This window comes from Pseudomonas entomophila (genome assembly GCF_018417595.1).
Classification (GTDB): domain Bacteria; phylum Pseudomonadota; class Gammaproteobacteria; order Pseudomonadales; family Pseudomonadaceae; genus Aquipseudomonas; species Aquipseudomonas entomophila_C.
In genome coordinates this window covers 2168257-2193050 of sequence record NZ_CP070982.1, presented here as the reverse complement: position 1 = coordinate 2193050, position 24794 = coordinate 2168257, and the positions used below count along the sequence as shown (strand labels likewise).

Below are 24794 nucleotides of genomic sequence, written 5' to 3'. Positions count from 1 at the left end.
TCCTGCTGATTGCCGGCATTTTGGCATTGCCCTCGCCTCGCCAATGGTGTCGTATATGACCCCAGATCAGACGGTGCAAGATTGCAGGGAGTAAGTGGATTGAGCAGTGACAGCAACGAAAAGACACCGTGGGAGGACACACTCATCCTGGCATTTCGCGACATGCAATGGATGAAACTGCAAAACCTCCACATCGAGAGGTTTCTCGCCGAATGTGGGCAAGAAGCCTTGGGGCTCACAACAAATCTGGCAGCGCTGCTGGCTCGCACAGGTACCCCTCCGCCACTGCTCGCAAAGCTCGATGGTCGTGCAGAAACCGCCAGCGCTGACACGCTGACGGCCATCAATGAGCGCTTCTTCCTGCTGGAATTCAAGGCCAGCGAAGCCAAATTGAGCGATGAAGAAGACAAGTTCATGTACCTGTTGATGAAGTCCGTCGTTCCCACCCGCGACCACGTCTTCACGGCGTTGTCACGGAGGGGACACTTCGTTGTCTACCCCGATTTTCCCAATGGCACACCTCCTGCGAAGCAAGGCTTTTTGCCTGTCCACAAGTCCCGTCTAAAGACCCAGCCCTACCTTGATGCTCTTCACGGTAAACAATTCGATCTAGAGTTGATTACGCCTGCGAATGCCGATCAGGTGCTTTGGGACTCAAGTCGGGGACTGTCGATTTACGAAATGGCTGCCTACCTCAAGGCGCTGTGCGAGACACATTCCGGAGAAAGCGCCCGGCATCCGATGAAGGCCATCATCGCGACTCCCAATGGGCTGATCTGGCCGATTGCCGACCTCTCGCAACTTGTTCTGCTGGCCGAGCATTTCCAGGTGAAAGCCTTACCTGACGAGTTTTCCCAGCTCAAGGAAAGCTTGAACGCCACGGTAGAAAAGCTTAAGGCCCACATTGCCCAAGAGAAGAAAAACGCGAAGGTGGAACCCACGAAAAAAAGGAAGCCGAGCACCTCTGAACACACCCCAGGTTCTCGCGGCTAGATGCCCGCTTCAGCACACGATTTCAAAACCGCCGCACAGCTAAGGAAACACCATGTCAGCCTCCACTGACCTGTCACTGATGAATGACATCATCGCGCCACTCAAGGAAGCGCAACCTCTGCTTTATGTCCTCGGCGTGGTACTGCTGATGTTCCTGGCCTGGCTCAGGGCCGGTTCCGCGCACTTCCTGCTGCAGCGGATCTGGTGGTTGATCGCCGGCAGCAAGCGCTTCAACGATGACCAGCTGAACGAGCATTGGAAAGCCCTGCGTGACGTCGAAGGCATGCGCTTTCTCACGCGCATCCGCTTCCCCAACACCCGCGCCGCGAACCGGGCGCTGGCGCTGATCGAGCAACACGACATCGCCCTGAACGACCTGACCCGCACCAGGTACTTCTTCGACCCGGAAACCACGCGAATGAAAGACCCGGGCCTCGCCTCGCGCAAGCGCTCGGCCGTGGCCGTACTCGTGCTGGTCATGATCGTGCTCATGCCTGCCTCCTACCTGTTCGGCCAGGACAAGGCACTGTTGGCGGTCAAGAAGTCCGGAACCAACTTCTGGACCAACGGCCAGACGGCTGAGCCTCTGCTTGGAAACAGCTGGCAACTCACCGCGGAGCACTGCAAATCCGGCCCACCGGTACTCGCCCCCGAGGACAACCAGGTCATCTGCGAAATCCTCACCGATCCACCGCAGGAACACCTGCAACGCCTGACCCGGAGCCAGCGCATCTTCGGAGGGAGCGTGAGCCTGCTGCTGATACTGGGTATCTGCGTGATCTGCCAGCGGCTGGCGACCGCCCAGCTGGCCGACAAGCTCTATCGCAAACTCAACCCGCCCACTCCCTGCACCTGCCAGGCGAACGCCAACGGCTGAACAGCCCTGTCGCCCGCCGGTCTGAACCCTATCGGCCCGAACCTTCAAGGAGTCTGAACATGAGCAAGCACCCTTACCAGCCGCCCAAGGTCTGGACCCACGAGGCCCCGTCCGGCGGCCAGTTCGCCAGCATCAACCGCCCGGTGGCCGGCCCGACCCACGACAAGGACCTGCCCGTGGGCAAGCACCCGCTGCAGTTGTACTCGCTGGCCACGCCCAACGGCGTGAAGGTGACCATTCTGCTCGAAGAGCTGCTGGCCCTCGGCCACACGGGCGCCGAATACGACGCCTGGCTGATCCGCATCGGCGAAGGCGACCAGTTCGGCAGCGGCTTCGTCGGGGTCAACCCGAACTCGAAGATCCCCGCCCTGCTCGACCGCAGTGTCGAGCCACCAGTACGGGTGTTCGAGTCCGGCTCTATCCTGCTTTACCTGGCCGAAAAGTTCGGCGCACTCCTGCCCACGTCGCTGGCTGCGCGCACAGAGACGCTCAACTGGCTGTTCTGGCAGATGGGCTCGGCGCCGTACCTGGGTGGCGGTTTCGGCCATTTCTACGTGTATGCGCCGGAAAAGTTCGAGTACGCCATCAACCGCTTCACCATGGAAGCCAAGCGCCAGCTCGATGTGCTCGACCGCCGCCTGGCCGAAAGCGCCTACCTGGGCGGTGACGAATACAGCATCGCCGACATCGCCGTGTGGCCGTGGTATGGCCAGCTGGTGCGCGGCAACCTGTACGGCGCGGCCGAGTTCCTGGCCGTGCACGAATACCCGCATGTGCAACGCTGGGCCGAAGCCATCGCCCAGCGCCCCGCGGTGCAGCGCGGCACCCGGGTCAACCGCACCTGGGGTGACGAAGCCAGCCAGGTGCCGGAGCGCCACTCGGCAAAAGACCTGGGCTAAGCCTGGCGCAATGATCGGGATTTACGCCTGACCCTGCAGGAGCGGCCTTTAGCCGCGAAAGGACCGCGCAGCGGCCCCAGGATTTCAGCGTTGAGCAAAGATCGCCGGGGCCGCTCTGCGGCCCTTTCGCGGCTGAAGCCGCTCCTACAAGGAAGGTGCAGCACGGCCAGAATGCCGCGCTGCAACGATCCATTTCCCCGCTGCATGCCTGCGCCCGACGAGACCTTCTTGCTACACTCGCCGCCATGATTTCCACCTGCACAACTGGTGACAGCATGATCGAGGTAACCGAGGTTTCCATTGCCGAGCTGCGCGACGCGCTCGAGTCCGGCCGCACCACTGCGGTCGAGCTGGTGAAGGCCTACCTGGCCCGCATCGACGCCTACGATGGAGCCGACACCGCCACCGCCCTCAACGCCGTGGTGGTGCGCAACCCTGAAGCGCTCAACGAGGCCGCGGCCTCCGATGCCCGTCGCGCCCGCGGCCAGACCCTCGGCCCGCTGGACGGCATCCCCTACACCGCCAAGGACAGCTACCTGGTCAAGGGCCTGACCGCCGCCTCCGGCAGCCCGGCGTTCAAGGACCTGGTCGCCCAGCGCGACGCCTTCACCGTCGAGCGCCTGCGCGCCGGCGGCGCCATCTGCCTGGGCAAGACCAACATGCCGCCCATGGCCAACGGCGGCATGCAGCGCGGCGTCTATGGCCGCGCCGAAAGCCCGTACAACGCCAACTACCTGACCGCGCCGTTCGCCTCCGGCTCCTCCAACGGCGCCGGTACCGCCACCGCCGCCAGCTACAGCGCCTTCGGCCTGGCCGAGGAAACCTGGTCCAGTGGCCGTGGCCCGGCTTCGAACAATGGCCTGTGCGCCTACACCCCGTCGCGCGGGGTGATCTCGGTGCGCGGCAACTGGCCGCTGACCCCGACCATGGATGTGGTCGTGCCCTACGCGCGGACCATGGCCGACCTGCTGGAAATTCTGGACGTGGTGGTGGCCGACGACGCCGACAAACGCGGCGACCTGTGGCGCTTGCAGCCGTGGGTGCCGATCCCGGCCGCCTCGAGCGTGCGCCCGGCCTCGTACCTGGATTTGGCGGCGAACGCCGACTCGCTCAAGGGCAAGCGTTTCGGCGTGCCACGCATGTATATCAACGCCGACGCCGAAGCCGGTACTTCCGAGAAACCCGGCATTGGCGGCCCGACCGGCCAGCGCATCCACACCCGCGCCAGCGTGATCGACCTGTGGCAACAGGCGCGTCAGGCCCTGGAAGCGGCCGGCGCCGAAGTGGTCGAGACCGACTTCCCGCTGGTCTCCAACTGCGAGGGCGATCGCCCCGGCGCACCAACCGTGTACAACCGCGGTATCGTCAGCAAGGAATTCCTGCATGACGAGCTGTGGGAGCTGTCCGGCTGGGCCTTCGACGATTTCCTGCGCGCCAACGACGACCCCAAGCTCAACCGCCTGGCCGATGTCGACGGGCCGCAGATCTTCCCCCACGACCCGGGCACCCTGCCCAACCGTGAGGACGACCTGGCCGCCGGCATGGACGAGTACGTCAACATGGCCAAGCGCGGGCTCAAGGCCTGGGACCAGATCGCCACCGTGCCCGATGGCCTGCGTGGCCTGGAACAGACCCGCAAGCAAGACCTGGAAGACTGGATGGACGAAAAGGGCCTGGACGCGGTGCTGTTCCCGACCGTGGCCGACGTGGGCCCGGCCGACGCCGACGTCAACCCCGAATCGGCGGACATCGCCTGGAGCAACGGTATCTGGGTGGCCAACGGTAACCTGGCGATTCGTCACCTGGGCGTACCGACCGTGACCGTGCCCATGGGCGTGATGGCCGATATCGGCATGCCGGTGGGCCTGACCTTCGCGGGCCGCGCGTACAGCGACAACAATCTGTTGAAATTCGCCGCTGCCTTCGAGTCGACCGGCTCGCGGCGCATGATCCCGCCGCGCACCCCCAAGCTGGGCTGATCCAAAAAGGGGCGCTTTCAGCGCCCCTTTTTGGCTGGCTCCTACACAAAACACTCTGGTAAAATTCAACAAATCATGCAAATCTCAACCATGTGTTGATTTTTTTGCATGATGCCATGACCCCCTCCCAAGAACGCCAACTCACCCTCACCGTCCTCAAGGCCGCACTCCAGGCTCTGGGCAGTGTCGCCCCGCGCAACCTGGAAATCCTCCTGCATGACCTCGACCACCCGGAACGCTCCGTGGTGGCCATCGTCAACGGCCACCTTTCCGGCCGCCAGGTTGGTAGCCCGATTCTCGCCGCCCCCGAGCAGGACCAGGGTTTCAAGGCCCTGATGCAGGCCACCGCCGACCAGCAGGGCTGCGAACCGGTGGTGCTGCCCGACTACCCCACCACCTTGAAAGGCCGCACCTTGCGCAGCGCCACGGCGATCTTCCGTGACCGCCACGGCCACCCCTTCGCCAGCCTGTGCGTGAACACCGACGTCACCGGCCTCGACGCGGCCATGGCCTTCCTCCAGCACTTCCAGCCCCTCGGTGCCGTGCCGGCGCCGTCCACCGCCAGCGAGCCCGCCGACATGAGCGTGCTGATGGCCGAGATCATCCAGGCCTCGCTGCAGCGCAGCGGCCAGGGCCGGATGAACAAGCAGGCCAAGGTCGAGGCCGTGCGCGTGATGCAGGAGCGCGGCCTGTTCATCGTCAAGGGTGGCGTGGAGAAAGCCGCCGAAGCCCTTGGTGTGACCCGCTACACCATCTACAACTACCTGGAGCAGCTGCGCGGCGAACACGCGCCGGCTGCCCGCGACTGACGCCACGGAGCCCCCCATGCCCTTGCACATCGCCACCCCGTTGATCGAGTCCCGCCCACTGTCGCTGGCCGCCGGCCGCCCGGTCTGGCTCAAGCTCGAAGCCTTGCAACCGTGCGGTTCGTTCAAGCTGCGCGGCGTCGGCCATGCCTGCGAAACGCACCATGCCCGAGGCGCCCGCCATTTCGTCTCCTCGTCCGGTGGCAACGCCGGGCTGGCGGTGGCCTACGCCGGGCGCAAGCTGGGTGTGCCGGTCACCGTGGTGGTGCCCGAGACCACCACCGAGCGGGCCAAGGCACTGCTGCGCCTCGAAGACGCCACGGTGGTGGTCCAGGGCGGTTCATGGCAGGAAGCCAACGCCCATGCGCAGACGCTGATCGGCCCAGGCGACGCCTTCATCCACCCCTTCGACGACCCACTGCTGTGGCAGGGCCATGCCAGCATGATCGACGAAGTGGCGGCGGCAGGTTTCAAGCCTGACGCGGTGGTGCTCTCGGTCGGCGGTGGCGGCTTGCTCAGCGGCGTGGTCGAAGGCCTTGAACGCAACGGCTGGCACGATGTGCCGGTGCTCGCCGTGGAAACCGCAGGCGCCGCCTCGCTGCACGCGGCCATCGCCGCCGGGCACACTGTGGAGCTGCCAGCCATCACCTCGGTGGCCACGTCGTTGGGCGCCAAGCGCGTGGCTGAACAGGCGCTGACCTGCGCGCGCAATCATCCGCTGCACAGCCACCTGGTCACGGACCGCGAGGCGCTTGAGGCCTGCGAACGGTTCCTGTTCGACCACCGATTGCTGGTCGAGCCTGCGTGCGGCGCGGCGCTGGCCCTGCTGAACCACCCCGAGGCGCTGCCTGCGCAAGGCAATGTGCTGGTCATCGTCTGCGGCGGTGCCACGGCCACCCTGGAGCAGATCCACACCTGGCTCGACCAGGCGAGCTGAACGCGTTCGAGCCGGGTAGAAGGCCCGGCTTGAATTCGAGGGATGCAGGGCCACAGTGTATCGCTATAGACTTTTAAATATAGCGATTCAGAAGTCCCTGCCATGCCCAGTATCCGCGACCGCAACCTGCAACTGATCCTCGACGCCGCCAGCGAAGAGTTCGCCCTCCACGGTTTCAATGCCTCCCGCGTCGACGACATCGCCACCCGCGCCGGCCTGCCCCGGGCCAACGTGTTCTATACTTCCGCACCCAGCACACGCTCGCTGACCGCCATGCTGCTGCGTGGCCTGCAACCCGACCGACACCCACCATCGCTATATCAATAAATACACATCGAAAATACCGCCAGCCTGAATTCAGGGGATTAGCGACTACGCAGCAGCAACGCCGCCAGCGCACACCCCAGCAACGCCACGCACGACAGGTAGAAGGCATCCGAGTAGGCCATCAGGTAGGCCTGCTCGCGCACACTGCGGTCGATCAGTGCCAGGGTCTGCATCACCTCGGGCGACTGCGGGTCGACCATCCCCCCCGGCAGGCGCGCCTGCAGCGCGGCATCGAACGGTGTCAGCCCCTCCCCCACCCGCACCGAATGAAAACGCTCACGCTGCGACACCAGTTGTGTCAGCAGCGCCGTGCCCAGCGCACCGCCCAGGTTGCGCAACATGGAGATCAACGCCGAGGCGGAGCCCGCCTGCGCCTTGTCCAGCCCCTTCACCGCCAGCACCGACAGCGCCACCATGATCAACGGCTGGCCGATGCCACGCACCACGGTCGACGGGATGATCACATTGCTGCCCGAATCCACCGTCAGTTGCGACCCCAGCCAGCAACCGAGGGCCATGATCGCGAACCCGCTGGCCACCAGCAGCTTGGCGTTGAGCCAGCGCATCAACCGCGGCAACAAGGGCGCCAGCAACAGTTGGACCAGGCCATAGGCGATCAGGCTCTTGCCGATTTCGCTGGCGCTGTAGCCCTGCACCAGCGACAGGTAGTTGGGCACCAGGAACACCAGGCCGAAGGTCGCCGCGCCAAACACCGCCATGGCCAGGCTGGAGACACCAAAGTTGTAGCTGCCCAGCAGGCGCAGGTTGATGAACGGCCGCGCGCCCCACAGCTGGCGCTGGATGAACAACGCCAGGGCGAGCACCGCGACGATGCTGAACGTGACGATGAAACGCGAATCGAACCAGTCCTTGCGCCCGCCCTCCTCCAGCACCACCTGCAACGCCCCCAGGCCCAGCGCCATCGCCGCGATACCCAGCCAGTCGGCCTGGCGCAGGGCGCTGCGGTCCCCAGCCTGGCCCTTGATCGACCAGGCCACCGCCGCCAGCAGCGCCACGCCGGGCGGCAATTGCAGGAGGAAGATCCAGCGCCAGGAATACATGTCGGTCAGCCAGCCGCCAATCGACGGGCCGGCAGCCTGGGCCACGCTGTTGGCCAGGCTGAACAGCGCCATCCCCAGCGGGATGCGACTGGCCGGCAGCTCGGTGATGATCAGTTGCATCGACAACGGGATGAGCACCGCCCCCGACGCCCCCTGGATCACCCGCAACGCGATCATCGCCTCCAGGCTGGGGGCCAGCGCGCAACTCACCGAGCTGACCAGGAAGATCGCCGAGCCCACCAGCATCACCCGGCGCAACGAAAACACCCGCACCAGCCAGGCGGTCAACGGAATCATGCTGATCTCGGCCACCAGGTAGGCGGTGGAAATCCACGAGCCCTCCTCGAAGCTTGCACCCAGCGCGCCCTCGATCTCGGGCAAGGCGGCGCTGGTGACGTGCACGTTCATGCCCGCCATGAAGCAACCGAACAAGCCACCGATCACCGCCACCCAGGCGCGCGCGCTGACCTTCTCTTCAGCGCTCATCGCGTGCCTGCCGGGTATCCACGGTGGCGATCACCGACATGCCGGGCAGCAAGCCGGGCGCGTCGTCGGCGGCTGGGTCGAGGTGGATACGCACCGGGAAGCGCTGGACGATCTTGGTGAAGTTGCCGGTGGCGTTGTCCGGTGGCAGCAAGGCGAACACCGCGCCGGAGCCCGGCGACAGGCTGTCGACCGTGCCCCGCCAGTGCTGGCCAAAGGTGTCTACCTCAAGCGTGACCGGCTGCCCCGGGCGCAGGTGGGCCAGCTGGGTTTCCTTGAAGTTGGCGACCACGTAAGCCTGCGCCACCGGCACCACCGCCAGCAGCGGCAGGCCCGGCGTGACGTATTGCTGCTGGCGCACCTTGCGCTGCCCCACCACGCCATCGAACGGTGCGCGGATCTCGGTATCGGCCAGGGCACTACGGGCCAGCGCGGCCTCGGCGCGGGCCTGGTCGAAGTCGGCCTGGCGCTGCACCAGCTCGGCCTCCAGCTGTCGACCTTGTTGGGCCAGCACCGCCTTGCGCGCCTGCTGGCGGGCCAGTTCGGCATCGGCGGCGCGTTGCAGGGCGTGGGCCTGGATCCGCGTGGCACGGGCCTGCTCCATGCGCTGCACGCTGGCCGCCTGCCATTCGGCCAGGCGCTGGTAACGTTGCCAGTCCGCCTCGGCGCGCTGCGCCTCGCCCTGGCTACCGCCGCGCTCGGCTTCGGCGCGGGCGATGGCCTGGTCCTGCTCGTCCTGTTCGGCGGCGAAGGTGCGCAAGCGCATGCGCTGCACCTGCACGGCCGCCTCGCTCACCGCCAGGCGCGCCTCGGCCTTGCGCAGGCGATCGTGGAAGTCGCGCGGGTCCAGGCGCACCAACAAGTCGCCAGCCTTGACCGTGGCGTTGTCGGCCACCGCCACCTCGGCCACATAGCCGCTGACCCGCGCGCTGATCGGCGCCCAGTCGGCGCGTACGTAGGCGTCGTCGGTCTGCTCCAGGAAACGTCCGTCCAGCCACCAGTAGCCGCCGTAGGCCAACAGCGACAGACCGACTGCGCCGGCCAGGCCGAAACGCAGCCAACGCTGACGACGCTGGGCAAAGGATTGTTCGAGGGTAGGCTGTGGGTCTGGGCTGACCGCCTGGTTCATGCTGGGCTCCTTCCATTGGGGGAGCGTCAGCGTAAGGAATCTGCGCCTGTCGTTCGCACGCGAATCGGCAGGCAATCGTCGCGAAAAGGACAGCAGCCTGCACAATTCATTATCTGATCCATGGGGGCTGACTGTACTGGCCCCTTCGCCGGCAAAGCCGGCTCCTACAGGTGCGGCGCCGGACTTGGGATCAGGCTTGCAGGAACGCCACTATCTGCTCTGCTGCGGCGGCCGGATCCTCCTGCATGAAGCAATGCCCGCCCGCCACCTGCTGCGCGGTCACTTGGGCATTGAGCCCGGCCAACCGCCGCACCGAATGCGGCACGAAGGGATAGGTGTGTTCACCGTAGAGAATCCGTGTCGGGGTCTGGATACGTGTCAGGCTCTGCCACATGCGCTCGGGGAACGAACTGAAGATCTCCACTTCGCGGCTGGGCCGGCACTTGAGCACCACGCCTTCGCCGCAATCGCCGATGGCATGCTCCACATAGGCCTGCAAGGCCGCATCGTTCCAGCCCTTGAAGATCCCCCGCCCCTGCAACGACGCCAGCGCCGCTTCGCGGTCCGGCCAGTGGCTGCGCCGGGTCGCGGCCTTGCGCGCCAGGGTGTGGCGACGGTGCAGGCCGACCATCGCCGCCGCCCCCATCATGCCGATCATGCCGCGGCTGAACAGCACCGGGTCGAGCAACACCGCACGCTGGAACAGCCCAGGCTCGGCCGCCAGGATCAGCCCGGTGAGCACCCCACCGAAGCTGTGCCCCACGGCATACCGCGGCACCTCGCCATACTCGCCACGCTCGGTTGCGAACGCCTCCACCGCCAGCGCCGCGGTGCGGTTCCAGCCGCGGAACACCCCACCATGGTCGCTGTCGCCATGGCCCTGGACATCACTCAGCCACAGGTCGAAATGCTCGCCCAGGCGCAGCAACAGCGGCTGGTAGGCCAGGCTGCAAAAACCATTGCCATGCAGGAAGTGCAACAGCGGCCGGCCACTCGGTGGTGTGCGCCAGCCGCGCAAGGTGAAGCCTTCGGCGCATTCATGGGACCAGGGAATCAACTCCATCGACTGCACTCATTGCTTCAGGAAAACGCCGATTCTACAAACAGCAGCGGATACAGTGAAATCACCAGCAGCACGGCCATCAGGACATTGAACAGCACCACCGCGCGCGGGTTGCGCAACAGGTTGCGCAGCGCGCTGCCGAACATCACCCAGATCCCCACGCTGGGCAGGTTCACCAGGGCGAACACCGCAGCGATGACGATGACGTTGTACACATAGCCCTGGGCCGGTGTGTAGGTGGTGATCGCCCCCACCGCCATCACCCAGGCCTTGGGGTTGACCCACTGGAACGCCGCCGCGCCCCAGAAGCCCAGCGGTTTGCGGCCACTGGCCGTATCACCGGACATCGGCCCGGAGGTGGCGATCTTCCAGGCCAGGTACAACAGGTACGCGGCGCCCGCATAGCGCAGGATGCTGTACAGCGGCGGCCAGGCCTTGAACACCTCGCCCAGCCCCAGGCCCACCGCCAGCACCAGCACCATGAACCCGACGCTGATCCCCAAGGCATGAGGGATGGTGCGACGCACCCCGAAATTCACCCCCGAGGCCAGCAACATGGTGTTGTTCGGGCCGGGGGTGATGGAGGAGACGAAGGCGAACAGCACGAAAGCGCTGAGCAGGTCGAGAGAGGCAAGCATGGCGGGCATTTCCGTTTTCTGGTTATCGTGTGGTCACACTAACGGAGCCCGGCGAAACTCGACCGGTACAGTTTGTGAAAAATGCACAGATACACATTACTGATACGGTCCGTAGCCTTTCACAAGGAAGACATGCCATGAGCTTGACCATCCGCCCTGCGGTGCGCGGCGACGCCCAGCAGATCCTCGCCTTCATCACCGAACTGGCCGACTACGAACGCGCCCGCCACGAAGTGGTGGCCACCCTCGCCGATATCGAGCGCAGCCTGTTCGACGAAGGCAGCACCGTGCGCAGCCTGATGTGCGAGCGCGACGGCCAGGCCATCGGCTTTGCCGTGTACTTCTACAGCTATTCCACCTGGCTGGGGCGCAATGGCATCTACCTGGAAGACCTCTACGTGACGCCCGAGCAACGCGGTGACGGCGCCGGGCGCAAGCTGCTGCGGCACATCGCCCGCGAGGCGCTGGCGAACAACTGCGGCCGCCTGGAGTGGAGCGTGCTGGACTGGAACGAACCGGCGATCGGTTTCTACCAGTCGCTGGGGGCGCAGCCACAGGATGAATGGGTGCGCTACCGGTTGGATGGCGAGCGGTTGCGGCAGTTTGCCGAAGGGTGATGCGTGCGGGTCACGGAATAATCGTATCCATTTGATTTTTCACGATTTCTGTAGGAGCGGCTTTAGCCGCGATCACCCGCAAGGCGGGTGCCTGACACCGCGTTGCCTGCATCGCGGCTAAAGCCGCTCCTACAAAGGGCTCTGTTCTCCACGTGACAACGCAGCCTTCCCGGCCTGCACCACCCTGTAGGAGCGGGCTTGCCCCGCGATCACCGGCGTAGCCGGTGCCATGCAGCACACGTATTAGGTATTACCCCTACCATATTGTCCAGCGATGAAAGGCAGTCATCAACAAGCTGAAGATCACAAAAACGACGTATTCGAACATTGAAATTTCCTCCAGCTGTATAGATGTCACACCCCACACTCACCTAACATGGAAAACATGAAAAATAATCATGCCCACACATACCGTCATCACCGCATAGAAATTCCACACAAAGCCTGCCCCATAATCAAACGAAAATACCACCACCCCCTTCCCACCAAAGACCCCCACATAAATTGCGCTCATTGCCATACCATAAAGGTTAGATAAAACTCCAACCACCCTAGTACTTAGAGAGCGCCGCCACAAGAAACGGGAGACACCAACATCAACCAAGACAAGCATACACAAACTAAACCACGTCACTCTTTGTACTCATCATAAAGCTGGTATCCCGTATTTCCGTTCACTGCTCCCTCAATGAAAACCCCGCCCTTGCTCATCTGTCGGACAGCCGCTTCTTTATCCACCCGATAATATTTGAATAGCCGCCAAGCGTCAGGTCGCAGCACAGGCCTAAAAAGTACACCTATTGACAAAGCCATATCACTACCCAGATAAGCTATATCTCCCCCACGTTCGCCATAACCCAGGGCTTTTGAAGCACTCTGATAGGCCGCCCTTACAGGACCTCGAACATTCTCACGCTCCTCATAGAGGCCCCTGGAATTCTCATAAATATTGTTCGCCCCATGCGCAAGTAGAGAGCTCCCGCCGAATGCACATAACAACCCCGCTGACCCATAGCAGATACCCGCACCTGTCAGTACCTGACCGACACCCCCCCACTACACCCATGGCCTGCATCAGAATGCGACGATTTTGAGATTGGATATATACACTTTCTTTTTTAAGGGACTCCAACCCTTCATCCGGACTGACTCTTCGCTCATAAACATCTTCCACCACCCGCTTTGCGTAATACGCCAGCTCCCGATTGAACTGCATCCGCAACCGCCGGTCCTGCAAATGCCGAGCGCTGACACCACAACCATAACTAATCAATCGAGAGGCCGTTGCATTGACCTCCCAGAACGCTTCATCCAGCCGCAGGTCAAATTCATCCTTCTGCTTCATGACTGCTCCCCCCACGAGGCGTGCCCACTGGTACCGGCCGCGTGATGAATCCAGCTGATGGTGCGATAGCGGATGTACAGCCGCTCTTCGGTTTCCTGATCCGTCATCAGCACCGCATGGGGTACGTCGATGTCCTGAGCCACGATCAACGCGTCCTCGAGCCTGACGGAGAAGTACTTTTCCCGGTGCCCTGCCGGGTGCGTGCGATAGAAGTGGATATCGCAGTCGACCACCTCCCGACCATCCACCGCCTGGCCAAGCAGGGGCGAGGCCTTGTCGACGAGTTTGGTGACCATTACCGGATGGTGGGTAGTGCGTATGGCATTGATGGGGTTGGAGAGGCTGTGATTGAACGAGAGCACCATGATCTCGTCGCCGTGCCCCGCCTGGCACTTGTTACCGATGGACGCCTGGGAACCGCAGCCTGCCGAAATCAGGCCTTGAAGCTTGCCGGTGATACGCATGTAGCCTTGATAAGCCATGGGTCGACTCCTTGTTGACCAGCATGCAGGCTATGGGCTCGACACCGCCGTGTATGCCAGCTACGTCTGAAATTGCCGGCCCGTTTTTACACGGGATGTTTATCCCAGGTCGGCGCTCCACCCTGCCCTGTCTTGTTCCCTGCGCCCCACCGAGCAGGCATGAAAAAGCCGCTTCCGAAGGTGTCGGAAGCGGCTTGTGTGAAACCCGTGTTGCCTGCGTTCAGCACAGGCCCGGCGGTATCACTCGCGCTCACCCTTGCCAGCCTGGTTCGCCGGCAACTGCCCATCGATCATCGCCTTGGCCATGCCGCTGAGGTAGTACGTGGCGCGCATCAGCGTCTGCGCCTCTTTCGGTTTGCTCAATGCCTGGTACGTCAGCCCGGTGATGCAGCCCAGGATGATGGATGTTTCCTGCAGCACGTCCTCCGTCGGCAACCCGGGGATCGCCTGTACCCAGTCGCGCACCGAACGCCGTTTGGTGCGCTCGACCAGGCTGATGATTTTCGGGTCCCCAGTGCCCTTCGCTTGCTCGTCCTTGTCCATGACCTCACCCCCAAGAAAAAGAAAGAGCCCGCCGCGTTTCACCCTCCAGGGCCCCCGGACCAGACCGCGCGATCCTTGCGCGGCGTTCTGCCCAGAAGCCCGGCCGCCCCTGGAAGAAGAAACACGGTGGGCAGGGCGAGACTAGAGCGCGTATCCACCTGCGACAATGGCCAAAGGGGGAAAATCGCCCCTTTAGGAAAAGGACTACACAATCATCGGAAGAATGGCTGTAGGACCTACAATTCTGGCGAGCGCTATTGCCAGCAGAAGCCCTCGGCAACAAGGTCTTTTTGTCAGTGAGGGCAGCTGCGCGGCGTTCGCCGGCAAAGGCGGCCCCTACAGAATGGACTGCCCCCAACAAACATCGACGGTATCGGGATAACCTGTCGGCGCGCTTAGCGTCGGTCTCATCTTTTGGATTGGAGCACTGCATGTACCTGGTGTGTGGCGAGGCCCTGTTCGATGTCTTCAGCCTGGAAAGCAGCAGCCGCAGCAGCGAGCTGGGGTTTACCGCGATTGCCGGTGGGTCGCCGTTCAACGTGGCGGTTGGCTTGCGGCGGTTGGGGGTGGCGTCGGCGTTGTTTGGCGGGTTGTCCAGCGACTACCTGGGTGCCCGGCTGCGCCGGGTGCTGGAAGAGGAACGGGTGGACTGCCGCTACGTGGTGACCAGCGATGCGCCGACCACATTGGCCATGGTCGGGCTGGATGCCAATGGCTCGGCGCAGTATCAGTTTCGCGGTGACGGGTGTGCGGATCGGCAGGTGATGCTGGAGCATCTGCCGGTGTTGGATGAGCGCGTGCGGGGGTTGCATGTGGGCTCGTACACCCTGGTGGTGCAGCCCGTGGCCGATACGCTGATGGCGCTGGTGGAGCGCGAGCGAGACCGACGGCTGATCAGCCTTGATCCGAATGTGCGGCTCAATCCGCAGCCGGATGTGGCGCTGTGGCGGCGGCAGGTGGAAGCCTTTGCTGGCCATGCCCATGTGATCAAGGCCAGTGAGGAAGACCTCGCCCTGCTCTATCCGGGCCGAGAGGCACGCGATGTAGCCCGTGGCTGGCTGAACGAACGGTGCCGGCTGGTGTTCATCACCCACGGTGGCGATGGGGCCAGCGTGCACTGTGCGCACGGATCATGGCAGCGCCCGGCGGATACCTCGCTACCCGTTCACGACTCCGTGGGCGCAGGCGACACCTTCCAAGCGGCCGTGCTCGCCTATCTGGCGCGCCTTGGCGCGGACAGCCCCGCAGGGGTGGCGCTGCTCGACCGGGAAACGATCGACGCAATACTGGCCTATGCAATCCGAGCCGCTGCGATTACCTGCTCCCGTGTAGGCCCCGACTTGCCCATTGAACGCGAACTTCCCTCGATCCCCTGAAAACGGCTGCAACACAGATCCCTCAGTTGGCGCCCCCTGTAGGAGCGGCTTTAGCCGCGATGCAGACGACACGGTTCCCGCCCCGGCTACGCCGTCGATTCGCAACAGGAGCCTTCTACCCGTCCATGGTCTATTGACACGCCCCTAGCGCGGCCTGTTACCGCTTCTCGCCATGGCCGCTGATATCCCTTGGGCTGGCGCACATCTGCAGGTTCGGGTCCATGTCACAATTAAACTGTCGTTCGTGGTTGTATTGATAAAAGCTTGGCGTGCCGCCGCAACCTGCGAGCACCAACGTCAAAGCAATCACACATTTCATGTCAGTTTCCAATTTAGCCAAAACAACTGAACGTTTCCTGATGCATGAACGCTCATGACGCTCTACACCCTCGGGCATTGACTGGTTTTAGAGCTTAGCTGAGAAAGCCTATACAAACCAAGCATGAAACAGAATCATAGCAACACTTATAGTCACCACGACATTCAGCTCCCTCTCAAATCCATCACCATAGTCAAACGAATAATTGATCAAGCCCGAACCACCAAACAGCTTCAGATAAACAGCTATCATCACAATACTAAAAATGGTCATGAGCGTTGCCAGCACTCTCCTGCGGAGCACAAGCTTGGCAAAGCAAAGGGTGAACAAGACATCAAAGCCAATGAAGAATAGCAAACCTGTCATAGTCACTTATTACACTCTTTACATAGATCATTTGCGGTGAGTGTATTGACTGCAGCCTCAGCCCTATACGGTCTTACTCGGTTTCCGAATCACCGCCGCCAAGTATCTCGCCTTGAAACCTTTCGGCGTATAGTCAGCCCTGGCTGTTCACGATCGGTGCCCCTGCCCGCGCTCATACGCCCAGGGAAAACGTGGCCAAGATATGGAAAGCAGTCATGTCCAGACAGCCCTTGCAGCGACACAAAACAGGCCAAGTTAAAGAATCAAAAGATGAAAAACCACCATAACAAAAGAAACCAAGAAAACAATTAATTGATAATCCGCCAGCCCTTCCGAACCGACTACCACAAGCCAACCTCTGCCAAGCATCAACGATAAATAATTTGCAAGCAGAAATATGCAATAATGCACTGACACCTTCACCTTCCATACAGGAGCATCAGCCCTGATTCGTCGAAAGCACTTCAGCCCCACAAAAGCATCCAATATCGCAAAAAAGACAAACACCACAAAACTCACCTCCAATACCCCCTGAAAAGTCTAGAATGCGTCACAGCAGCATAACGTTCACACCTAAGCAGATCCGTCTACAAGACCCAATCATTTGTGGCGCACCGAAACAGACCATGCGTGAAAGAAAACCATAATCAACACACCAGCATTTTGCACTATCAGGTCTCGATAAAAATTATCACCATAATCGATCACCACGAAAAACGTTTTATCATTTTTCAAAAGCAGCACATAAACCCCCCATTACAAAACCATACAAAATGGCTAGCACTTCCCGAAACACACCACTCGTTTCAGAAAATAAATATCGTCGAAACAATAACGTCACCGGCACATCCACGACAATAGCCAGAGCAAACTCAAATACGTTCACTTATTGCATACTTTCATAAAATTAGTAGACTTACTCGCGAAAAGCCCGTCCACCTAAATGCGGGAAGAGCCACACAGGTTCAGTAGCACCCGTATAGAGCACGCACAAAACACAATCATTTGTGACGTATCGTAATAGACCATGCATGGAAGAAAATCATACTTACAGCCCCAACATTAAGCACTATCAAATCTCGGTAAAAGTTTTCGCCATAATCGATCACCACGAAAAATGTTTCGTTATCTTTCAAGAACGTCACGTAGAGCCCTCCTACCAGGAATGCATGAAGACAGGCCAGTGTGTCTCGAAATGCAGTTCTCGCCTCGGCATACAAATAGCGTCTGAGCAGGAGGGTCGTTGGTACATCTACCAAAATCAGCAGCACAAACTCAAACACACTCATTTCTTATATTCATCACAAAGCTGATAGGCGGCCATACTATCCCCCACAACACCACTAAACTTACTCACCTACCGCACCACTACTTCTCCAAATAACCGTTGCCAAAGTCTTGGATCAATCAACACCTCGCGAGGTGAAAGCCAAAATCTGCTACAGAGCCCGCCCCCACCGCCATAGCAAAATTTATTGACAAGGCCGAATCACTTGTGACGAACAGAAATAGACCATGCATGAAAAAAAACCATGATCAGCGTACCAGCATTCAGCACTATGAGATCCCGATAAAAATTTTCTCCATAGTCAATCTCTACGAAAAATGTCTTATCCTCCTTCAAAACCAGCATATAAAACACCCCCGCTATAAAACCATGCAAATGAGCTAGTATTTCCTGAAGCACACTACTCTTTTCAGAGTATAAATACCGCCGAAGCAATAGCGTCACCGGCACATCCACCAGAATCACCAGTACAAACTCAAAGACACTCACTTCTTAGCTTCTTCACTAAACTGATAGGCCGTTGCACCACTCGTAAGGCCTTCCACAAAAACGGCAAACTTACTCATCTGCCGCACCGCCATTTCCTTGTCAAACAGATAATACTTGTAAAGCTTCCACGCATCTGCCTTTGGCACTAACCGAACTAAGCCACCTACCGACAGTGCCCCATCACCAGCCAAATAGGCTAGTGTCCCCTCCCGCTCGGTATACCCTAAGCGTTTTGAGACCGCCTGATAGCCTTTCCTGACCGGTCCTTCCACACCCTCTCGCCCTTCATACAAACCTCGGGCATTCTCATATATGTTATTCCCTCCGTGCGCGATCATCGGTGATCCCAACGTAGCGCACAGCAATCCAAGCGATGCGTAACAAATACCGGCACCGGTAATCACCTGGCCTGTTCCACCAACGACTCCCACCGCCTGCAAGCCGATACGCCTCGACTGAGCTTTCAGCCTGTCCCTCTCATTCCTCAGCTCAATAAGCGCATCCCCAGCACTGGATTTACGGTCGTACACATCATCCAAAACTCGCCGCGCGTAATAAGCCAGTTCCCGATTGAACTGCATCCGCAACCGCCGATCGCTCAGGTATTTGGCACTGCCCCCACAGCCATAACTGATCAACCTAGACGCCGCCGCATTCACCTCCCAATACGCCTCATCCAGCCGCCCACCATATTCTTCGCGCTGGCTCATAGCTCCTCCCCCCACGTGGCGTACCCGGTAGTACCGGCAGCGTGATGAATCCAGCTGATGGCCCGATAGCTGATAAGCAGCCGCTCTTCGGCATCCTGATCGGTCAAGAGTGTCACGTGGGGCACGTCCAGCTCCTGGCTGACGACCACCGCGCCCTCCAGCCTTACGGAGAAGTACTTTTCCCGATGGCCCGCCGAATGAATGCGGTACAGCTGGATATCGCAGTCGACCACTTCCCGGCTGTCCACGGCCTGGGCCAGCAAGGGTGTGGCCTTGTCGATGTGCTTGGTGATTACCACGGGCTGATGCACAGCCCGTTGGTTGGTATCAGGGGTGGCAATAGCGTGATTGAAGGACAGCACCGTTATTTCGTCCTGGTGCACGAGCTGGCATTTGTTGCCAATGGATGGCTGGGTATTGCACCCCGCCGAAATCAACCCCTGTCGATTGCCTTTGATACTCATGTAGCCGTTGAACGCCATGGTCTGCTCTCCCTGTAGACAAGGGGTGCAGCCTACGAAAACGAGAACAGGCTGTATGCCAGACGCTTCCCAAATATTCACCGGGCGCGGAACGCTCTGTTTATTTCGACCGCTGCTGGCACGTTCCGCGAAGAGCCGTCGGCAGCCCGGAATCATCGTGGGAGCGGGCTTGCCCCGCGATGCAAGTAGAAAGACGGCCAGCGAACGCATGCTCAGCCACAAGACTCCCTGAACCTACGCTTCGAGGCACAACTGGAAGGTCTGAGAGCTCCTTGGCTCGAAGCCCACAGAACACCCGACGACTGCAGCAATTGCTGTTCGATCAGGGTGAACGCCAGGCGTCCGGCCAAGTAACCTTCCAAACGCCCGCATTGAAGCGATGCCTGGTGCTATCCTCTTTCACCGGTTTTTTGTATTCCGAACCAAGTACTGCAATAGGTAGGCATGGAGACAAGTTGCTGCCGAGGCCGACCTCAGCGCGGGCATTACCAGGTGACTTGAACGATGCCGCCCGTGCCACAACCGCACGACAGAGACCAAAGATGCCCCTTCTCTCCCTCTCCCCCCACTCGCTGCCTGATCATTGCAAGGCTGTGCTCTATGCGCTGGTAACCTCGGTTCCTGGCAAAGGTAAAACCTCGCTGCTCAAACTGCTGCGGGCCATGGAGATCCGTGACGATGGTGGCAGGCTGCTTGACGCCACGACCTTACCCGCCTTGCTGGAGTGGTTGCAAAGCCAAGGCTGGATCGAAGTAGAGCAGCGCAACGAAGGCCTGTATTTCTGCGTGGCGGCTCAGTGTCGTAACAGCGTGCTCCTCAGCCTGCTGGGCACAGCCGAGGGGGGCCTGCGCTTGCACCGGATCAACGCCAGTTTGCCTGCACTTGGGCAATGGCAAATGCCTAGCAGATCCCGAGTACTGCAAGCGCTTTGGCTACGCCTGCTGAGCGGCGACAGCCAGCGACTGCCCGAGTCGCTGTACCTGTCGTACAGGGTGCTCCCCGTGAGCGAGTGGCATGCCCAGCACCCTATGCGCCTCCTGCAGTGCGATCCGGCCGGGCGGGAAGTGATCGGCAAACTGGACGAGACGGTACGTGGGCTGCTGATCGAGGATCACCTGCGCCTGAACAACGACCTGCTGGGGCCGGTAGCCGAGAGCTATGCATTGGCCAAGCAGGAGATGGCACTCAGGCCATGCCCCGCATTGCGCCTGCAACTGATTCAACAGGCGCTTTGGCGTGGCGACTGGGCGGTGCTGCAACACTATGGTGAGCAGGAGCTGCCTCTGACGACAAAATGCCTTCAGTCAATGCTGCGCGGCCAGCCCGACGAGACCCTGCGATTGCTGCGGGCTTGGCTCACCGATCAGCGCAAACAGACCAAAAAGCGCAAAATCGACCTGCCACCGTTGCTCAATGCACTGTACTGCCTGGCGCTGATCGCTGAGAACGACAGCCAGCACCACGCTGCGCTCAAACAGGCACTGGTTCTAGGTACAAAGGAAAACTACGGCAGCGCTTATCCCGCGCTCTATCAGGTGTTCGAGCGATTGCAAGGCAACACGCCGGACTTGTCCTACCTGCGGTCAACCACCCTCAATGGTCTGGATGGGCTGATGCTCTCCCTGGCACTGTACTGGCTGGATGCCCCACTCGCGCGTGGGCCCGATTGGCGCGCGAAGCTGGAAGATTACCGAGGCGAACTCGATCAACAGGGTTACAACTGGCTGGCGGCAGAATTCGACGCCCTGATCGCGATGCAATTCAGCGTGCCCCGGCAGCTTCACGACCTGCATCACGATGCAGGTTTCAAACCACTGACTGCGCTGCTTCAGCGCCAGGAAGCCTGGCAGCATGCCCTTAGCGCACTGAGCCAGCTGAAACCGGCCAATGCACCGGCCTCCGCAGCTGGCAAGAAGAGCACCCGCCTGGCGTGGTTGTTGAATCTTCATCGCTACGGCAACCAGCTTGAGCCGCGCGAGCAGAAACTGGGTGCCAAGGGACAATGGAGCAAGGGCCGCCCCGTGGCACTCAAACGCCTGATGGACGAGGGCGACAGCCTGGACTTTCTCAGCGAACAAGACCGCCAGGTGATCAGCACGATCCAGGTCAGCCAGTCCTACTATTCCCACGCCGAGTACGAATTGCCGCTTGGCATGGCCCTGCCCAGGTTAGTCGGCCATCCGGCGTTGTTCTGGCACGATGCCCCCGACACACACATCGATCTACAGGCAGGCGAAGCCAGCCTGCACCTTCAGGCTGAGGACGGGCAGATCCATTTGCGCCTCGAGCCGCAGGGCATCGTCACCGCCGACACCTTCTACATTCATCAGCAAACACCGACCCGTTTGCAGATCTACCCGGTCAACAGCGATCTGCGCCAGATCGCCAGGATCATCGGCGACGGCCTGCGTGTACCGCAATCGGGCAAGGCGCAACTGATCGAAGCCGTCAGTGCCATCGCACCGCTGCTGCCCGTCCATTCGGACCTGCCCGAGCTCTCGGTGAACCTTGAACAGGAACCTGCCGATACGCGCCTGTACGCGCATTTGCTGCCACTTGCCGAGGGTTTGCGCTTGCAACTGCTGGTGCGCCCTTTGGCCGAGAGCAGTTGGTTTCGCCCGGGCCAGGGCGCACAGAACGTGCTTGGCGAGCGCGACGGCAAACCCTTGCAGGTCTGCCGCGACCTGGAGGGCGAACGCCAGGCACTGCAACAGGTACTGCATGCCTGCCCCGGCCTGGCCAACGCCACTAGCGATGGCCAGGAATGGCAGTTGGACCAGCCTCAGGATGCCTTGCAGGTACTCGGCGAACTGCATGCATTGGACGGCGACTTGCTGCACTGCGTCTGGCCAGAGGGCGAGCGCCTGCGCATAAAGGGCCGCTTGAACCTCGACGCGCTCAAGCTGGGCCTGCGCAAACAGGGTGACTGGTTCATCCTGCAAGGGGAAGTCGCACTCGATGACGGCAAAGTGCTGCAACTGCGCCAGCTTCTGGAACTGCTCAAGGCCAGCCCTGGACGCTTCCTCAAGCTCGACGAGCGCGACTGGCTGGCACTCGACAAGCGCTTGCGCCAACGCCTGGAGGAACTGGCGTATCTGGCTGATCGGGTCACGGACCAAGGCCTTCGCCTCAGCCCGCTGACTACCCCGTTGCTGGCCGGGCTGGCCGCCGAGGTGAGCGAGTTCAAGACCGATAAAAGCTGGCAGGCGCACCTCGAAAAACTGCAGTCGATGCGCGACCTCCAGCCTCTGCTCCCTCGCACCCTGCAGGCCGACCTGCGCGCCTATCAGCATGAGGGTTTCACCTGGTTGGCACGCCTGGCTCAATGGGGTGTCGGCGCATGCCTGGCCGACGACATGGGCCTGGGCAAGACGGTACAGCTGCTGGCCGTTCTGCTGCAGCGGGCCGCCGGTGGCCCGCAACTGGTCGTGGCACCGACGTCGGTGACCCTCAACTGGCAGGCTGAGAGCCGGCGTTTCGCGCCACAACTGAAACTGCATCTGTATCAGCAAGCGCGCAGTCTGGCAGGTCTCGGCCCCGGCGACCTGGTGATCACCAGCTATGGGCTATTGCAGCAGGACAGCGCAGCCTTCGCCGCCTGCCACTGGCACAGCGTTGTGCTGGACGAGGCCCAGGCCATCAAGAATGCCCAGACCAAACGCTCTCAAGCGGTAATGGCCTTGCAGGCCGATTTCCGCGTGGTCGCCACTGGCACCCCGCTGGAAAACCACTTGGGCGAGTTGTGGAACCTGTTCCGATTCATCAACCCAGGGCTGCTCGGCAGCCAGGAACACTTCAACAGCCGCTTCGCTACCCCCATCGAGCAGGGTGATGCAGCAGCCCGACGGGCTCTGAAAGCGCTTATCCAGCCCTTTATCCTGCGCCGCCTGAAAAGCCAGGTGCTCGATGAATTACCCGCACGCACGGAGATTACCTACAAAGTACCGCTCTCCGATGAAGAGGCTCACCTCTACGAGGCCCTTCGCCAGCAAGCGGTGAGCAATGTCTCTGATCTGGCGCCCGGAGCAGGCAGATCATTCCAGATACTCACGGAGATCACCCGTCTGCGACGGTTCTGCTGCCACCCGGCCCTGGTGACTCCAGGCTCGACCCTGCCTGGCAGCAAGTTCCAGGCTGTCACCGCAATCGTCGAAGAGCTTTTGGACAATGGCCATAAGGCCTTGATCTTCAGCCAGTACGTCGATCACCTGAGTATCGTCCGTACCTGGTTCGAGCAAAAAGACATCGCCTACCAGTACCTCGATGGCAGCGTGCCCGCCAAGGAACGGGAAAGCCGAGTCAATGCCTTCCAGGCTGGCGCGGGTGAAGTCTTCCTCATCAGCCTGAAAGCTGGCGGCAGCGGCCTTAACCTCACCGCCGCCGACTATGTGATCCACCTCGATCCCTGGTGGAACCCGGCGGTGGAGGATCAGGCCAGTGACCGTGCCTATCGCATCGGCCAGCAGCGTCCGGTGACGATCTACCGGCTGGTAGCCGAGAACACCATCGAGGAGCAGATCGTCGCCCTGCATGCTCGCAAACGAGACCTGGCCGACAGCTTGCTGGAGGGCGGTGAAGTGAGTGCCAAAATGGATGCTGATGCTCTGTTGGCGCTGCTTGCGGGGTCGCTGCAATGATCGGGTGGGTATAACTCAGGGTTGCCGGGAAGGTAAGGCACGCAGCAAGCCTCACCCGGCAACCCCGAGCGGTATTTCCTTTTACCCAGCAATTAAGACTCGCAAAGCTGTTCGATCATCGCCGCGTTATTCGTCACGCGCCCGGTAAAGCTGGCCACGAGCCTTGAACGGACAAGGACGTCAAGGATCATGGTCAAGCAACTCCAGACCGTTGTTCATCCAGATAGCTTTGTGTCACGTGGGCTACAAAAAACGTAGACAACCTCACTTTAGTAGCCCAAGGGCTACAAGATTAAAGAGACGAAGGCACGTTTCGCGAAGAGCCATCGGTACCATCGAAATCATCGTGGGAGCGGGCTTGCCCCGCGATGCAGGCGACATGCGGTATGACACCCGCTGCAACTCTAAATGCAGTTGCAGGACCACCTCGGATCGTTACACGGGTAAGTCCAAAGGATGATGTCATTCGGATATCAAGCCACGCTAATCTAGGGAGACGGCCAGCGAACAACAAGGAGTAACGCCATGCAGTACATTACCCAGGTCGATAACACTCTCTGGGCACTGATCAGCCGCTTGCAGGGCACGGAGTTGCAAACGCCCTCCAATGCCAGCAATACCCGTTTCAGAATCGCGGCGGTCAGCAACGACCACGTAGAGGTGGTAACCGGTACCAACAACAGCTTGGTCACCCTGACCCGCGCGGCATTCCAGCAAACGCTGGATTACCTGGCCAGCAACCGTCACTTCGGTGAAGCACACGCTGTGGAAATTGGTTCCAGTCGAACGTCAGCTAACGCCGGCCCGCTCTGCCACGCCGCTCGTCGCCAACCCGATGGTCGTCCAGGCACCGTCGTCATCACCTATATCCTGCCGATACTGGAGCACTGCCAGGCTGTCGCCATTCAGCGCGACGTCAAGCCGACCAGCACCTGGCTGGTACCTTGA

At 61.0% G+C, this 24794-nt stretch carries 25 protein-coding genes; 11 read left to right on the top strand and 14 right to left on the bottom strand.

Features of this window, described 5'->3' with window-relative positions:
- Positions 1–99 precede the first annotated feature (99 nt).
- From JYG34_RS09810 to JYG34_RS26505, 7 genes are all read left to right on the top strand, one after another.
- Positions 100–993 (top strand): hypothetical protein, encoded by an 894-nt coding sequence (locus tag JYG34_RS09810; RefSeq protein ID WP_213660496.1) that lies wholly within the window; start codon positions 100–102, stop codon positions 991–993.
- Between the two features lie 52 nt (positions 994–1045).
- Complete coding sequence (locus JYG34_RS09805) at positions 1046–1870, top strand: DUF6216 family protein (RefSeq protein WP_213660495.1); 825 nt, start codon at positions 1046–1048, stop codon at positions 1868–1870.
- Between the two features lie 59 nt (positions 1871–1929).
- Positions 1930–2769 (top strand): glutathione-dependent disulfide-bond oxidoreductase, encoded by an 840-nt coding sequence (gene yghU / locus JYG34_RS09800; protein ID WP_213660494.1) that lies wholly within the window; start codon positions 1930–1932, stop codon positions 2767–2769.
- A 275-nt stretch (positions 2770–3044) separates the two neighbouring features.
- Complete coding sequence (locus tag JYG34_RS09795) at positions 3045–4748, top strand: amidase (RefSeq protein ID WP_213660493.1); 1704 nt, start codon at positions 3045–3047, stop codon at positions 4746–4748.
- A 116-nt stretch (positions 4749–4864) separates the two neighbouring features.
- The gene (locus JYG34_RS09790) at positions 4865–5557 is read left to right on the top strand and encodes a helix-turn-helix transcriptional regulator (protein ID WP_213660492.1); all 693 of its coding nucleotides are present in this window, start codon (positions 4865–4867) and stop codon (positions 5555–5557) included.
- A gap of 16 nt (positions 5558–5573) precedes the next feature.
- Positions 5574–6491 carry a pyridoxal-phosphate dependent enzyme gene (locus JYG34_RS09785; RefSeq protein WP_213660491.1) on the top strand — a complete coding sequence of 306 codons (918 nt, stop codon included), beginning with the start codon at positions 5574–5576 and terminating at the stop codon, positions 6489–6491.
- Positions 6492–6593: 102 nt separating this feature from the next.
- Positions 6594–6818: a helix-turn-helix domain-containing protein gene (locus JYG34_RS26505; RefSeq protein WP_213660490.1), complete on the top strand. Its 225-nt coding sequence runs from the start codon at positions 6594–6596 to the stop codon at positions 6816–6818.
- Positions 6819–6856: 38 nt separating this feature from the next.
- Here the strand turns inward: JYG34_RS26505 and JYG34_RS09775 are convergent, their stop codons facing one another.
- From JYG34_RS09775 to JYG34_RS09760, 4 genes are all read right to left on the bottom strand, one after another.
- The gene (locus JYG34_RS09775; protein WP_213660489.1) at positions 6857–8365 is read right to left on the bottom strand and encodes an MDR family MFS transporter; all 1509 of its coding nucleotides are present in this window, start codon (positions 8363–8365) and stop codon (positions 6857–6859) included.
- Entirely contained in the window at positions 8355–9491 is a 1137-nt protein-coding gene (locus tag JYG34_RS09770; protein WP_213660488.1) for an HlyD family secretion protein, read from the bottom strand. Before JYG34_RS09770 ends, JYG34_RS09775 begins: the two co-directional genes overlap by 11 nt.
- 190 nt (positions 9492–9681) lie before the next feature.
- Positions 9682–10554 (bottom strand): alpha/beta fold hydrolase, encoded by an 873-nt coding sequence (locus JYG34_RS09765; RefSeq protein ID WP_213660487.1) that lies wholly within the window; start codon positions 10552–10554, stop codon positions 9682–9684.
- 17 nt (positions 10555–10571) lie between these two features.
- Positions 10572–11201 (bottom strand): LysE family translocator, encoded by a 630-nt coding sequence (locus tag JYG34_RS09760; RefSeq protein WP_213660486.1) that lies wholly within the window; start codon positions 11199–11201, stop codon positions 10572–10574.
- A gap of 128 nt (positions 11202–11329) precedes the next feature.
- On the opposite strand from JYG34_RS09760, the gene JYG34_RS09755 reads away from it, so the two are divergent.
- Positions 11330–11809: a GNAT family N-acetyltransferase gene (locus tag JYG34_RS09755; protein WP_213660485.1), complete on the top strand. Its 480-nt coding sequence runs from the start codon at positions 11330–11332 to the stop codon at positions 11807–11809.
- Between the two features lie 630 nt (positions 11810–12439).
- Here the strand turns inward: JYG34_RS09755 and JYG34_RS26300 are convergent.
- The 4 genes from JYG34_RS26300 to JYG34_RS09740 all read right to left on the bottom strand — a co-directional run bounded on the left by JYG34_RS26300 (position 12440) and on the right by JYG34_RS09740 (position 14179).
- Positions 12440–12808, bottom strand: a complete 369-nt coding sequence (locus tag JYG34_RS26300) for a DUF4225 domain-containing protein (protein WP_249746239.1) — start codon at positions 12806–12808, stop codon at positions 12440–12442.
- Positions 12750–13154, bottom strand: coding sequence for a hypothetical protein (locus JYG34_RS26295; RefSeq protein WP_249746238.1), 405 nt, complete (start codon positions 13152–13154; stop codon positions 12750–12752). Before JYG34_RS26295 ends, JYG34_RS26300 begins: the two co-directional genes overlap by 59 nt.
- Positions 13151–13636, bottom strand: coding sequence for an Hcp family type VI secretion system effector (locus JYG34_RS09745; RefSeq protein ID WP_213660484.1), 486 nt, complete (start codon positions 13634–13636; stop codon positions 13151–13153). Before JYG34_RS09745 ends, JYG34_RS26295 begins: the two co-directional genes overlap by 4 nt.
- 240 nt (positions 13637–13876) lie before the next feature.
- On the bottom strand, positions 13877–14179 hold the full coding sequence (locus tag JYG34_RS09740; RefSeq protein WP_213660483.1) for a DUF3077 domain-containing protein: 303 nt from the start codon (positions 14177–14179) through the stop codon (positions 13877–13879).
- Between the two features lie 431 nt (positions 14180–14610).
- Here JYG34_RS09740 and JYG34_RS09735 point away from each other — a divergent pair, with 431 nt between their 5' ends.
- Positions 14611–15555 carry a carbohydrate kinase family protein gene (locus JYG34_RS09735; protein WP_213660482.1) on the top strand — a complete coding sequence of 315 codons (945 nt, stop codon included), beginning with the start codon at positions 14611–14613 and terminating at the stop codon, positions 15553–15555.
- A 427-nt stretch (positions 15556–15982) separates the two neighbouring features.
- On the opposite strand, the gene JYG34_RS09730 is transcribed toward JYG34_RS09735, so the two are convergent.
- The 6 genes from JYG34_RS09730 to JYG34_RS09705 form a co-directional block, all read right to left on the bottom strand.
- The gene (locus JYG34_RS09730; protein ID WP_213660481.1) at positions 15983–16246 is read right to left on the bottom strand and encodes a hypothetical protein; all 264 of its coding nucleotides are present in this window, start codon (positions 16244–16246) and stop codon (positions 15983–15985) included.
- Positions 16247–16412: 166 nt separating this feature from the next.
- Entirely contained in the window at positions 16413–16670 is a 258-nt protein-coding gene (locus JYG34_RS09725) for a hypothetical protein (protein ID WP_213660480.1), read from the bottom strand.
- 571 nt (positions 16671–17241) lie between these two features.
- A complete protein-coding gene (locus tag JYG34_RS09720) occupies positions 17242–17529 on the bottom strand; it encodes a hypothetical protein (protein ID WP_213660479.1) in 288 nt (95 codons plus the stop codon).
- 200 nt (positions 17530–17729) lie between these two features.
- On the bottom strand, positions 17730–18017 hold the full coding sequence (locus JYG34_RS09715; protein ID WP_249746237.1) for a hypothetical protein: 288 nt from the start codon (positions 18015–18017) through the stop codon (positions 17730–17732).
- Entirely contained in the window at positions 18014–18727 is a 714-nt protein-coding gene (locus tag JYG34_RS09710; RefSeq protein ID WP_213660478.1) for a DUF4225 domain-containing protein, read from the bottom strand. The genes JYG34_RS09715 and JYG34_RS09710 overlap by 4 nt, the downstream gene beginning before the upstream one ends.
- A complete protein-coding gene (locus JYG34_RS09705; protein ID WP_213660477.1) occupies positions 18724–19209 on the bottom strand; it encodes an Hcp family type VI secretion system effector in 486 nt (161 codons plus the stop codon). Before JYG34_RS09705 ends, JYG34_RS09710 begins: the two co-directional genes overlap by 4 nt.
- 542 nt (positions 19210–19751) lie before the next feature.
- Here JYG34_RS09705 and JYG34_RS09700 point away from each other — a divergent pair.
- Positions 19752–23846: a DEAD/DEAH box helicase gene (locus JYG34_RS09700; protein ID WP_213660476.1), complete on the top strand. Its 4095-nt coding sequence runs from the start codon at positions 19752–19754 to the stop codon at positions 23844–23846.
- Between the two features lie 525 nt (positions 23847–24371).
- Positions 24372–24794 (top strand): hypothetical protein, encoded by a 423-nt coding sequence (locus JYG34_RS09695; protein WP_213660475.1) that lies wholly within the window; start codon positions 24372–24374, stop codon positions 24792–24794.

Excerpts from the sequence above, each read along its gene's own strand:
- JYG34_RS09805 (WP_213660495.1), top strand. The coding sequence starts at position 1,046 with ATGTCAGCCTCCACTGACCTGTCACTGATGAATGACATCATCGCGCCA.
- yghU (WP_213660494.1), top strand. The coding sequence starts at position 1,930 with ATGAGCAAGCACCCTTACCAGCCGCCCAAGGTCTGGACCCACGAGGCC.
- JYG34_RS09795 (WP_213660493.1), top strand. The coding sequence starts at position 3,045 with ATGATCGAGGTAACCGAGGTTTCCATTGCCGAGCTGCGCGACGCGCTC.
- JYG34_RS09790 (WP_213660492.1), top strand. The coding sequence starts at position 4,865 with ATGACCCCCTCCCAAGAACGCCAACTCACCCTCACCGTCCTCAAGGCC.
- JYG34_RS09785 (WP_213660491.1), top strand. The coding sequence starts at position 5,574 with ATGCCCTTGCACATCGCCACCCCGTTGATCGAGTCCCGCCCACTGTCG.
- JYG34_RS26505 (WP_213660490.1), top strand. The coding sequence starts at position 6,594 with ATGCCCAGTATCCGCGACCGCAACCTGCAACTGATCCTCGACGCCGCC.
- JYG34_RS09775 (WP_213660489.1), bottom strand. The coding sequence starts at position 8,365 with ATGAGCGCTGAAGAGAAGGTCAGCGCGCGCGCCTGGGTGGCGGTGATC.
- JYG34_RS09770 (WP_213660488.1), bottom strand. The coding sequence starts at position 9,491 with ATGAACCAGGCGGTCAGCCCAGACCCACAGCCTACCCTCGAACAATCC.
- JYG34_RS09765 (WP_213660487.1), bottom strand. The coding sequence starts at position 10,554 with ATGGAGTTGATTCCCTGGTCCCATGAATGCGCCGAAGGCTTCACCTTG.
- JYG34_RS09760 (WP_213660486.1), bottom strand. The coding sequence starts at position 11,201 with ATGCCCGCCATGCTTGCCTCTCTCGACCTGCTCAGCGCTTTCGTGCTG.
- JYG34_RS09755 (WP_213660485.1), top strand. The coding sequence starts at position 11,330 with ATGAGCTTGACCATCCGCCCTGCGGTGCGCGGCGACGCCCAGCAGATC.
- JYG34_RS26295 (WP_249746238.1), bottom strand. The coding sequence starts at position 13,154 with ATGAAGCAGAAGGATGAATTTGACCTGCGGCTGGATGAAGCGTTCTGG.
- JYG34_RS09745 (WP_213660484.1), bottom strand. The coding sequence starts at position 13,636 with ATGGCTTATCAAGGCTACATGCGTATCACCGGCAAGCTTCAAGGCCTG.
- JYG34_RS09740 (WP_213660483.1), bottom strand. The coding sequence starts at position 14,179 with ATGGACAAGGACGAGCAAGCGAAGGGCACTGGGGACCCGAAAATCATC.
- JYG34_RS09735 (WP_213660482.1), top strand. The coding sequence starts at position 14,611 with ATGTACCTGGTGTGTGGCGAGGCCCTGTTCGATGTCTTCAGCCTGGAA.
- JYG34_RS09725 (WP_213660480.1), bottom strand. The coding sequence starts at position 16,670 with ATGGAAGGTGAAGGTGTCAGTGCATTATTGCATATTTCTGCTTGCAAA.
- JYG34_RS09720 (WP_213660479.1), bottom strand. The coding sequence starts at position 17,529 with ATGAGTGTGTTTGAGTTTGTGCTGCTGATTTTGGTAGATGTACCAACG.
- JYG34_RS09710 (WP_213660478.1), bottom strand. The coding sequence starts at position 18,727 with ATGAGCCAGCGCGAAGAATATGGTGGGCGGCTGGATGAGGCGTATTGG.
- JYG34_RS09705 (WP_213660477.1), bottom strand. The coding sequence starts at position 19,209 with ATGGCGTTCAACGGCTACATGAGTATCAAAGGCAATCGACAGGGGTTG.
- JYG34_RS09700 (WP_213660476.1), top strand. The coding sequence starts at position 19,752 with ATGCCCCTTCTCTCCCTCTCCCCCCACTCGCTGCCTGATCATTGCAAG.
- JYG34_RS09695 (WP_213660475.1), top strand. The coding sequence starts at position 24,372 with ATGCAGTACATTACCCAGGTCGATAACACTCTCTGGGCACTGATCAGC.